Raw genomic sequence first — 10,509 nt, forward strand, 5'->3', positions numbered from 1 at the left:
CCCGGACACCGCACCGAGTCACATCGAGCGGGGTCCGGGGCGGGGGTCAGACGTTCCGACGGTATTGCCCGCCGACCTCGAAGAAGGCGTCGCTGATCTGGCCCAGCGAGCACACCCGGACGGCGTCCATGAGCGCGGCGAAGACGTTGCCGCCGTGCATGGCGGCGTCCTGCAGGGCCGACAGCGCGGCCGGGGCCTCGGCGGCGTGCCGGGCGTGGAAGTCGGCCAGGCGCCGCAGTTGCGACTGCTTCTCGTCCTCGGTGGCCCGGGCCAGCTCGACGGTCTGCGGCGCCTCCTCGGCGGCGTGCGGGTCGAGGAAGGTGTTGACGCCGACGATGGGCAGCGAACCGTCGTGCTTGCGGTGCTCGTACAGCATCGACTCGTCCTGGATCCGGCCGCGCTGGTAGCCGGTCTCCATGGCGCCCAGCACGCCGCCGCGCTCGGCGATCCGGTCGAACTCCGCAAGCACGGCCTCCTCGACCAGGTCGGTGAGCTCGTCGACGACGAACGAGCCCTGCAGCGGGTTCTCGTTCATCGCCAGGCCCCACTCCCGGTCGATGATCATCTGGATGGCCAGTGCCCGGCGGACCGAGTGCGCCGACGGCGTGGTGACCGCCTCGTCGTAGGCGTTGGTGTGCAGCGAGTTGGCGTTGTCGTAGATCGCGCACAGCGCCTGCAGCGAGGTGCGGATGTCGTTGAAGTCCATCTCCTGCGCGTGCAGCGACCGGCCCGAGGTCTGCACGTGGTACTTCAGCTGCTGGGCGCGCGGGTTGGCGCCGTAGCGCTCCTTCATCGCCACCGCCCAGATGCGGCGGGCGACCCGGCCGATGACCGTGTACTCGGCGTCCATGCCGTTGGAGAAGAAGAAGCTCAGGTTGGGCGCGAAGTCGTCGATGGACATGCCGCGGGCCAGGTAGGCCTCGACGTAGGTGAACCCGTTGGCCAGGGTGAAGGCGAGCTGGCTGATGGGGTTCGCCCCGGCCTCGGCGATGTGGTAGCCGGAGATCGAGACCGAGTAGAAGTTGCGCACCCCCTCGGCGATGAACCACTCCTGGATGTCGGCCATGCACCGCAGCGCGAACTCCGTGGAGAAGATGCAGGTGTTCTGGCCCTGGTCCTCCTTGAGGATGTCGGCCTGCACGGTGCCACGGACGTTGGCCAGCACCCAGGCGCGCACCTGCGCCGGGTCCTCGTCGGGGGAGGCGGCCAGTCGCTGGTCGATCGCGGTGTTCAGGAACATCGCGAGGATCGCCGGGGCCGGGCCGTTGATGGTCATCGACACCGAGGTGGTCGGCGAGCACAGGTCGAACCCGTCGTAGAGCACCTTCATGTCCTCCAGCGTCGCGATGGAGACGCCGGAGGTGCCGACCTTGCCGTAGACGTCCGGTCGCGGGTCGGGGTCGCGGCCGTAGAGGGTGACCGAGTCGAACGCGGTGGAGAGCCGGGTGGCCGGCTGGCCCTCGCTGAGCAGCTGGAAGCGCCGGTTGGTGCGGAACGCGTCGCCCTCGCCGGCGAACATGCGGGCCGGGGCCTCGCCGTCGCGCTTGAACGGGAAGACGCCGGCGGTGTAGGGGAACCGGCCGGGCACGTTCTCGCTGCGCAGCCAGCCGACGAGTTGGCCGTGGTCGTCGGTGCGCGGCAGCGACACCCGCCGCACCTGGTTGCCGCTCAGCGTCTCGCGGGTCAGCGGGACGGCGATCTCGCGGCCCCGGACGGTGTAGGTGTAGGTGTCGCCGGAGTAGTCCTCCACCAGCTGCGGCCAGCCCTGGAGCAGGTGCACGGTGTCGGGGAGCAGGTCGATCTGCTCCGCTCGGGCCCGGGCGGCGTCCGCGGCCTCCCCGTCGAGGAGCCCCGCCGCCGTCGTCAGGTGCTGGCGGTCGCGGGCGGCGGCGGCCTGCTCGGCCGTCGTGCGGTGGTAGCCGCGCACGGTGTCCGCGACGTCGGCCAGGTACCGGGCCCGGGACGACGGGACGACGCTGGTCAGCCCGGTGGAGGCCATGACGTCGACGGTCGGCAGCACGCCGGTGGCCAGCGACAACCCCTTCGCGGCCAGCAGCTTCTTCAGCTCCTGGAACAGCGCGGTGACGCCGTCGTCGTTGAACCGGGCGGCGCTGGTGCCGAACACCGGCATCGTCTCCCAGCTCTGGCCGAACGCCTCGCGGTTGCGCACCAGCTGGCGGGCGACGTCGCGGCGGGCGTCCTCCGCGCCCCGGCGCTCGTACTTGTTGACCGCGACGACGTCCGCGAAGTCGAGCATGTCGATCTTCTCCAGCTGCGATGCGGCGCCGAACTCCGGCGTCATCACGTACAGCGAGACGTCGGAGAACGGCAGGATCGCCGCGTCGCCCTGCCCGATGCCCGGGGTCTCCACGATCACCAGGTCGAAGCCCGCGGCCTTGGTGGCGGCGATGACCTGGTCGAGGTGCTCGGGCACCTGCGCGCCGGCGGTGCGGGTGGCCAGCGAGCGGAAGAAGGTGGAGCCGCGGTCGCCGGTCTCCAGGGCGTTCATGCGGATCCGGTCGCCGAGCAGCGCGCCGCCACCGCGACGCCGGGACGGGTCGACCGCGAGGACGGCGATGCGCAGCTTGTCCTCCTGGTCCAGCCGCAGCCGGCGCAGGAGCTCGTCGGTGAGCGAGGACTTGCCCGACCCGCCGGTGCCGGTGATGCCCAGGACCGGGACGTGCCGCTGCGCCGCTTCCCGGGTCACCCGCTCGGCCAGCTCGGGCGAGGCTCCGGCCTCCAGCACCGTGATGGCCCGGGCGAGGGCGGCGGGGTCGCCGGTGAGCAGGCGCGTCAGGAGTGCGTCCGCGTCCGGCACCTGCTTCGTCAGGTCGACGTCGCAGGCGGCGATGAGCTCGTTGATCATGCCCGGGAGGCCGAGCCGCTGGCCGTCCTCGGGGGCGAAGATGCGCACGCCGCGGGACCGCAGCAGTGCGATCTCCTCGGGGACGATGACGCCGCCGCCCCCGCCGAACACCTGCACGTGGCCGGCGCCGTGCCGCTCCAGCTCCTCCTTGAGGTAGCTGAAGTACTCGACGTGCCCGCCCTGGTAGGAGCTCAGCGCGATGCCCTGCGCGTCCTCCTCCAGTGCCGCCCGGACGACGGTGGCCACGCTGCGGTCGTGGCCCAGGTGGACGACCTCCGCGCCCTGGCTCTGCAGCAGCCGCCGCATCACGTTGATCGCGGCGTCGTGGCCGTCGAACAGGCTCGCGGCGGTGACGAAGCGGACGGGGTTCACGGGCACGTGCAGGTCGGCCACGGGTCCTCCTGGCGGGGCGATGTGTGGACGTCCAAGCAACCTACGCGGAGATTGCTTGGACGTCCACAGACCTACGAGCCGATGACCTGTGCCGTGAACGCGGCCGACCGGGTCCGCAGGGCCTCGATGTGCTCGGCGACCACCTGGTCGGCGACCGCCTCGATGCCGTCACCGGCCTCGCTGCTGGTCGGGGACCCCGCGCACGTGTGTCGTCCTCCGTCGGCTCCACGCCGCGCCCGGCGTCCACCCGGTTCCGGCGGTGATCACCCCGGGTGGAGTGCTGCCTCGTCGAGCGGGAGACCGCGTCGGAGCCGGGGTGATCATGGGCCCGCGCACATCGAGGAACAGATCGTCCCGGACGTCGGTCTGAGCTCGGCTACCCGAGCGCCGGTCTCGGCCCGGCGGCTGTCGCAGTCGCTGGTCCGCGTGCCGCGCGACCCCGGCGGTGACGAGGAGGCGGTGCTCCTCCACTACCTCGACGATTCGCCGAACCAGACGTCCTTCGTCGCCGACGCAGCCCTCATCGGGACCGGCGTCCACCGCCTGTCCGAGGTCCCCGAGGTGCTGGAGGAGGCGGACCCGGACCTGCTCGACCGGGTGTGGTGATCACCGCGGGTGGGTTGCTGCCTCGTGGACGGCGAGACAGCACCCGGGGTGATCACGGGAGCCGGAGGCCCGGGGCGGTGTGGCACCGTGGGCGGCACACGTCGAGCGAGGAGTGCCAGTGCAGCGGATCGCGGTCATCGGTGGCGGGACGATGGGGGCCGGCATCGCCGAGGTCAGCGCCCGGGCCGGGTGCGACGTCGTGGTGGTGGAGGCCGACGAGGCCGGTGCCGAGCGGTTCCGCGCCCGGCTGGAGAAGTCCCTGCAGCGCGCGGCGTCCTCCGGCCGCATCTCCACCGAGGACGCCGACGGCGCGTTCGCCCGCGTCGAGGTCGCCACCTCCCTGGACGCCACCGTGCACAGCGAGCTGGTGGTCGAGGCCGCGCCCGAGGTCGAGGCGCTCAAGCTGGACCTGTTCCGCCGGCTGGACGAGCTGCTGCCGCCGGAGGCAGTCCTGGCGTCGAACACCTCGTCGATCCCGCTGGTGAAGATGGCCAGCGTCACCCAGCGGCCGGACAAGGTCGTCGGCGTCCACTTCTTCAACCCCGCGCCCGTTCTGCCGCTGGTCGAGATCGTGGCCAGCCTGCTGACCAGCGACGAGACCCTGGCCGCGGTGACCGCCTTCGCCGAGGACCAGCTGGGCAAGACCACCATCAGGTCCAAGGACCGCGCCGGTTTCATCGTCAACGCCCTGCTCATCCCGTACGTGCTCTCCGCGATCCGCATGATGGAGAGCGGCTTCGCCTCCGCCGAGGACATCGACGCCGGCATGGTGCAGGGCTGCGCCCACCCGCAGGGCCCGCTCGCCCTGGCCGACCTCATCGGCCTGGACACCACCGCCGCGGTCGCGCAGTCGATGTACGAGGAGTTCAAGGAGCCGCTCTACGCCCCGCCGCCGCTGCTGCTGCGGATGGTCGACGCCGGCCTGCTGGGCCGCAAGACCGGCCGGGGGTTCTTCCCCTACCCGCGGTGACCCGCACGGCGCGGACGGTTGATCTTCCCCGCCACAAGCCGTAGCGTGCCCCTCGACATCCAACCGCCGGGTGCCAGTCGCGTACGTGCGCGCCGGGCCCGAGGGTCCGCTCCCGGAGCCGAGACCCGTCATGTCGTCCCCGTCGCCCCTCCGTCCTCCCGTCCGCAGGCGGGGGCGTCCCCCGGACCCGACGCTGGGTCCGCGCCTGCTGGACGCGGCCCAGCACCTCCTGGCGGAGGAGGGCTTACCGGCCCTGAACCCCGACCGGCTGGCCCGCCGCGCCGGGGCCGGCAAGGCGGCCATCTACCGGCGGTGGCCGGACGTGCACGACCTCGCCGTCGAGGCGGTGCACGCCGCCGAGCTGGTGCGACCCGTCGCGCCGGGTGCCTCGCTCCAGACCCAGCTCGACCAGCTGGCCGGGTGGTGGTCGGCACCGCTGACCCTGCCCGAGCGAGCGGCAGCCGCCCTGCTCGGCGCCGACCGGCAGCACGCCTCCCTGCGGGCGGCCTTCGCCCGGGTGGTGGACCGACCGGTGGCCGACCAGGCGCGTGCGCTGCTCGCCGGCGGCGGGTCGGTGGACCCGGCGCGGGCCGAGCTCGTCGGCCGCGTGCTGCGCGCCCAGCTGGTGCAGCGGCTGGTCTCCGGACCGGTGCCGGCCGAGGAGGCCACCCGCCTGGCCCAGGAGGTGGTGGGTCGGTTGCTGTCGGGGCGCGGTACGGCCCCCGTGGTCAGCCCGGCGTGATGCGGCCGGCGACGACGTCGGCGGCGACGTCGCGCAGCTTGCGCTGGCTGCGCTGGGACTCGGCCGACAGCACCTCGAACGCCTGCTCGGCGGTGCAGTCGGAGCGAGCCATGACCATGCCCTTGGCCTGCTCGATGACCATCCGGGCCTCGGTGGCCTCGCGCAGTCCCTCGACCAGGGACCGGCTGGCGGCCAGGGCCCGCATGTTGGCGACGGCGGCCCCGGCCCCGGTGGCGAACCGGGCGCAGACACCCACGGTCGGCGGGTCGAAGACGCCCGGGTCCGTGGCGTACAGGTTCAGCGCTGCCCGTACCCGGCGGCGGCGCTGCGCCCGCTCCTCCGGGCTCAGCGGCAGGTCGACCGGCAGGGAGAGGACGGCGGCGGCGCCGCGCTCGTGGGCGTGGCGGGTGAACGCCGGCCAGCGCGTGTCGACGGCGGTGTCGGCCAGCAGGACCGGCCCGTCGGAGGTGCTCGCCGTGAGGCAGGGACCGTCCCCGGCGCGGTACTGGGTCTCGTCGAGCTCGTAGGCCAGCAGGCCCGACGACGCGACGGTGGCCCCGGCCGTCCCGGGCTCGATCATGGTCATCGACGCGTCGGCCACCCCGGGCAGCACGTCGGCGGCCAGCTCGACGACCCGCTGCAGCACCGCGGGCACGGAGTGGTCGGCCAGGAACAGCCGGTTCAGCGACGCCACCGCGGCGTCGACGGCGGCCTCGGCGCCGGCGTGGGGGGCGTCGTCGTCGTGCGGGCGGTCCGGGCCCATGGGCTCCCCAGGTGTCCCTGACGGTGCACAGACCGCCAGGTGCCGCCCCGGGCCGGGACGGGCGCGCGCCGCGGGGTTCGACGCAGACCGGCGGTGCTCACCGGTCACGCACCACCCTAGAGGTCGGGGTCGCCGGGCGGCGGAGCCGATCGGTCGAGCACGGCCACCGCCACGGACTCCACGTCGTCGTCCTGGGCGAAGGCCCGGGCCCGCAGGCGGGCGAGCGCCTCGCCGGCCGAGCCGCCGTCGCGGCCGACCAGGTAGCCGACCGCGCGCCAGACGTGCTGCCGGGCAGCGACCGGCCCCTCGTCCATCCAGGCCGGCATGCCCAGCGAGCGGCTGCCGCTCCCGGCCAGGTCGTCGGCGAGCGCGGCGGCGACCTCCCCGGCCACGGCCAGCACGTCGTCGGCGGCGAGCGCGGCGGTGTCGGTGGCCCGGTGCAGGTACACGTCGAGCGCAGCCACCCCGGCCAGCGCGCCCGGGAGGGGCACCGACACCACACCGCGGTAGTCGGTGCGGGCCATCAGCTGGGCGGTGTAGACGGGCCAGCGGGCGGCGAGCTCGTCGCCGGCGGCGACCACCATGCGCTGCTCGGTCTGCGCGGTGACGCAGGGGCCCTCGCCGATGCTGAACTGCAGACGTTCGGCGGCCGCGGCCTCGGGGTCGCTCGCCCCGATCGGGAGGCGCCGGCCCGGGTGGAACGTGCAGGTGATCCCGGCGCCGTCGACGGGCAGGGAGCGGACGCAGGCCCGAGCCAGCCGCTCGGGCAGCAGCCCAGGGTCCAGCGACCCGGTCCCGGGGTCGGCCATCGCCGCGGCGAAGGCCTCGACGGCACGCATCACCTCATACTGCGCGCCTCTGCTGCGGTCCGCGCGCCGAAGGCCCGGTCGGGGGAGGAAAAGGGGTGGACGGCGCCGCTGCGGGGCGTAACGTCCTCCCACCGTGCCCGACGCCGTCCTCGCCGCCGAACGTGCCCACCTCGAGCTGGCCGCGTCGTGCCTGGGCGCGATGCGCAGCGCGACGCTCGCCACCGCCGACGCAGGTGTCGACGCCTGGGCCTCCGAACGGCTCGGGCAGGCCCGGGCCGAGCGCCCGAGGTCGCTGGCCGCCGACCCCGGTGCCCCGGCGTTCTTCGGCCGCACCGACACCGCCGAGGAGACCTTCCACATCGGCCGCCGCCACGTGCGCGACGCGGCCGGTGAACCGGTGGTGATCGACTGGCGGGCCCCGATGAGCCGGCCGTTCTACCAGGCCAGCGTCGCCGACCCGCAGGGTCTGGAGCGGCGGCGCCGGTTCGGCTTCGCCGACGGTGCGCTCACCTCCTACGAGGACGAGTCGCTGACGGTCGACGACCGCCCCTCGGCGCTGCTGAGGGAGGAGATCGAGCGCCCGCGGTCGGGCCCGATGCGCGACATCGTGGCCACCATCCAGCCCGACCAGGACGACATCGTGCGCGCGCCCCTGGCCGAGTCGATCTGCGTGCAGGGCGCCCCGGGCACCGGCAAGACCGCCGTCGGGCTGCACCGGGCGGCGTACCTGCTCTACACGCACGGCGAGCAGCTGGCCCGCAGCGGCGTACTGGTCGTCGGGCCCAACCGGGCGTTCCTGCGCTACATCGAGCAGGTGCTGCCCGCCCTCGGCGAGGTGGAGGTCGACCAGGCCACCGTCGCCGACCTCACCGCCCGGGTGCCCGTGCGCGCGCAGGACCCCGACGACGTCGCCGTCCTCAAGGGCGACGCCCGGCTGGCCGACGTGCTGCGCCGGGCCCTGTGGCGCGGGGTGACCAAGCCGCGCGACTCGGTGCAGGTGCCGCTGTCGGGGCGCCGGTACCGGATCCCCGAGGAGCGGTTGCGCCGGTACGTCGACGACCTGCGCCGGGCCGAGATCTCCTACGGCGCCGGTCGCGAGCGGCTCGCGCTGTCGCTGGCCGAGGACGCCCGCCGGCAGAAGGAGGAGGCCGGCGGGAGCCCGACGGACGCCGAGACGCGGCGCTGCGCCCGCTCGGCCGAGGTGCGCGCGTTCTGCGACGAGCGCTGGCCCGCGGTGGACGCCGCCGCCCTGGTCGCCGGGGTGCTCGCCGACCCGTCGGTGGCCGGCTCCCTGCTCGGCGTGGACGAGCAGGAGCTGCTGCGGCGTACCCCGGCCCGCTCGGTGCGGGCCACCCGTTGGACGGCGGCCGACGCGGTGCTGGTCGACGAGGTGGCCGGCCTGCTGGAGCGGACGCCGGGGTACGGGCACGTGGTGGTCGACGAGGCGCAGGACCTCTCGCCGATGCAGTGCCGGGCGATCGCCCGCCGGGTGGGGGCGGGGTCGATGACCGTGCTCGGCGACCTGGCGCAGGCCACCAGCCCGTGGTCGGTGGCCGACTGGTCGACGACGCTCACGGCACTGGGACGCCCGGACGCCGCCGTCCGGCCCCTGACCACCGGCTACCGGGTGCCGGCCGAGGTGCTGGAGTTCGCCAACCGGCTGCTGCCGGTGCTCGTGCCCGGGTTGGCGCCGGCGACCGCGGTGCGGTCGGAGCCCGGGTCGCTGCGGCTGCGTCCGGTGTCGGTGCTCGGTCCGGTGCTCGCCGAGGTGGTGCGGTCGGCCGGGCCGGGGTCGGTGGGCGTGGTGTGCGCCGACGCCTCGGTCGAGGAGCTGGTGGCCGCGCTGGGTCTGGAGGGGGTCGACGCTGCGGCGCTGGCCGACGACGGCGGTGAGCCCGCGCCGGTGGCCGTCGTCCCGGCGACGTTGGTGAAGGGGCTGGAGTTCGACCACGTGGTGGTCGTCGAACCGGCCGCGATCGTGGCGGCCGAGCCGCGCGGCCTGCACCGGCTCTACGTCGCGCTGACCCGCGCGGTGAGCAGCCTGGCCGTGCTGCACCGCGACCCGCTCCCGGACCTGCTCGCCGGCTGAGGCCGGGGTCGGCCGGCCGAACTAGGGTCTCGATCATGGCCAAGTCGACGACGTCCCTGCGCGAGGTCCTCCGGGCACCGGCCGGGGAGGTGTCGTTGGCCGACGTCGACCCCCGGGGCACACCCGTGGCGCCCGGTGACAAGGACGCCACCAAGGTGCAGATGATCGCCGACGGCGCCGAGCTGTCCTCGCTGCAGGAGAAGCTCTACGCCGAGGGCGTCTCGGGCGGGGAGCGGCGGGTGCTGCTCGTGCTGCAGGGCATGGACACCAGCGGCAAGGGCGGGGTCATCAAGGCCGTCGCCGGCGCGGTGAACCCGCAGGGCGTCGCGATCACCAGCTTCAAGAAGCCGACGCCGGAGGAGCTCAAGCACGGGTTCCTCTGGCGGGTGCGCCGGGCGGTGCCCGGGCCCGGGATGATCGGCGTCTTCGACCGCTCGCACTACGAGGACGTGCTCATCGGGCGGGTGCGCGAGCTGGCGACGCCGGCGGTCATCGAGCGGCGCTACAAGGAGATCGTGCGGTTCGAGGACCAGCTCACCGCGGCCGGCACCACGATCGTGAAGTGCATGCTGCACGTGTCGAAGTGGGAGCAGAAGCAGCGGCTGCTCGCCCGCCTCGACGACTCGACCAAGCGCTGGAAGTTCAACCCCGGCGACGTCGACGAGCGCGCCTTGTGGGACGACTACCAGCGGGCGTACGAGATCGCGATCGAGCGGACGTCGACCCAGACCAACCCCTGGTACGTCGTCCCCGCCGACCGGAAGTGGTACCGCAACTGGGCGGTGGGCCGGTTGCTGCAGGAGGCGGTCTCCGACCTGGCGCCCCGCTTCCCGGGTGCCGACTACGACGTGGCCGCCCAGCGCGACCGCCTCATCGACGAAGCCGACTGAGCCCAGCCCTCGCGTCGCAGCTGCCCTCGGCCCCTCCCGCAGCCATCGAGGCCTCGGCCCCGCCACCTCGCCGCGCGGGGCGTCATGTGACGGTGAGGACCCACGTCGGCCGCCGTGTGGTCACCAGGCGTCGGATGACGATCACCCAGTGCAGCGGAGTGGGCTACCGGGGTTCCTAGGGCCTCTGAGCTGCGGTTTCGGGTTGATCCGCGCCCGCCCATGCGCTACTCTTCGTACACCTGTTCGAGTCGAGATGAGGGGGCGTGGGTCATGGGTCTGGACGGCGTCGCTGCCTCCGCCGACTGGGTACCCGAACCCCTCGCCCCCGGTGCGCTGGGCGCCGAACCACCCACGCGGCCCTCACCCGTGGCGGCAGCTGCG

The 10,509-nt window shown here is 74.0% G+C and carries 8 protein-coding genes; 5 read left to right on the forward strand and 3 right to left on the reverse strand.

Features of this window, described 5'->3' with window-relative positions:
• Nucleotides 1-46: 46 nt before the first annotated feature.
• Nucleotides 47-3,259 (reverse strand): fused isobutyryl-CoA mutase/GTPase IcmF, encoded by a 3,213-nt coding sequence (gene icmF / locus TEK04_RS01730; protein WP_336402572.1) that lies wholly within the window; start codon nucleotides 3,257-3,259, stop codon nucleotides 47-49.
• 426 nt (nucleotides 3,260-3,685) lie between these two features.
• Between icmF and TEK04_RS01735 the strand changes: the two genes are divergently transcribed.
• The 3 genes from TEK04_RS01735 (at nucleotide 3,686) to TEK04_RS01745 (ending at nucleotide 5,577) form a co-directional block, all read left to right on the forward strand.
• Nucleotides 3,686-3,865 (forward strand): hypothetical protein, encoded by a 180-nt coding sequence (locus tag TEK04_RS01735; RefSeq protein WP_336402573.1) that lies wholly within the window; start codon nucleotides 3,686-3,688, stop codon nucleotides 3,863-3,865.
• Between the two features lie 118 nt (nucleotides 3,866-3,983).
• On the forward strand, nucleotides 3,984-4,835 hold the full coding sequence (locus TEK04_RS01740; protein ID WP_336402574.1) for a 3-hydroxybutyryl-CoA dehydrogenase: 852 nt from the start codon (nucleotides 3,984-3,986) through the stop codon (nucleotides 4,833-4,835).
• 130 nt (nucleotides 4,836-4,965) lie between these two features.
• Complete coding sequence (locus TEK04_RS01745; RefSeq protein WP_336402575.1) at nucleotides 4,966-5,577, forward strand: TetR family transcriptional regulator; 612 nt, start codon at nucleotides 4,966-4,968, stop codon at nucleotides 5,575-5,577.
• On the opposite strand, the gene TEK04_RS01750 is transcribed toward TEK04_RS01745, so the two are convergent.
• Together TEK04_RS01750 and TEK04_RS01755 are read right to left on the reverse strand one after the other, a co-directional pair.
• Nucleotides 5,564-6,340 carry a GAF and ANTAR domain-containing protein gene (locus TEK04_RS01750; protein WP_336402576.1) on the reverse strand — a complete coding sequence of 259 codons (777 nt, stop codon included), beginning with the start codon at nucleotides 6,338-6,340 and terminating at the stop codon, nucleotides 5,564-5,566. The genes TEK04_RS01745 and TEK04_RS01750 overlap by 14 nt on opposite strands.
• Before the next feature lie 116 nt (nucleotides 6,341-6,456).
• Entirely contained in the window at nucleotides 6,457-7,179 is a 723-nt protein-coding gene (locus tag TEK04_RS01755) for a GAF domain-containing protein (RefSeq protein WP_336402577.1), read from the reverse strand.
• A 103-nt stretch (nucleotides 7,180-7,282) separates the two neighbouring features.
• Between TEK04_RS01755 and TEK04_RS01760 the strand changes: the two genes are divergently transcribed.
• Both TEK04_RS01760 and TEK04_RS01765 read left to right on the forward strand, forming a co-directional pair.
• Nucleotides 7,283-9,238 (forward strand): HelD family protein, encoded by a 1,956-nt coding sequence (locus TEK04_RS01760; RefSeq protein WP_336402578.1) that lies wholly within the window; start codon nucleotides 7,283-7,285, stop codon nucleotides 9,236-9,238.
• Between the two features lie 35 nt (nucleotides 9,239-9,273).
• Nucleotides 9,274-10,128 carry a PPK2 family polyphosphate kinase gene (locus tag TEK04_RS01765; RefSeq protein WP_336402579.1) on the forward strand — a complete coding sequence of 285 codons (855 nt, stop codon included), beginning with the start codon at nucleotides 9,274-9,276 and terminating at the stop codon, nucleotides 10,126-10,128.
• Nucleotides 10,129-10,509 lie beyond the last annotated feature (381 nt).

The organism is Klenkia sesuvii (genome assembly GCF_037083825.1).
Classification (GTDB): domain Bacteria; phylum Actinomycetota; class Actinomycetes; order Mycobacteriales; family Geodermatophilaceae; genus Klenkia; species Klenkia sesuvii.

Coding starts and splice junctions, on each gene's coding strand:
- TEK04_RS01765 (WP_336402579.1), top strand. CDS start 9,274: ATGGCCAAGTCGACGACGTCCCTGCGCGAGGTCCTCCGGGCACCGGCC.
- TEK04_RS01745 (WP_336402575.1), top strand. CDS start 4,966: ATGTCGTCCCCGTCGCCCCTCCGTCCTCCCGTCCGCAGGCGGGGGCGT.
- TEK04_RS01755 (WP_336402577.1), bottom strand. CDS start 7,179: ATGCGTGCCGTCGAGGCCTTCGCCGCGGCGATGGCCGACCCCGGGACC.
- TEK04_RS01750 (WP_336402576.1), bottom strand. CDS start 6,340: ATGGGCCCGGACCGCCCGCACGACGACGACGCCCCCCACGCCGGCGCC.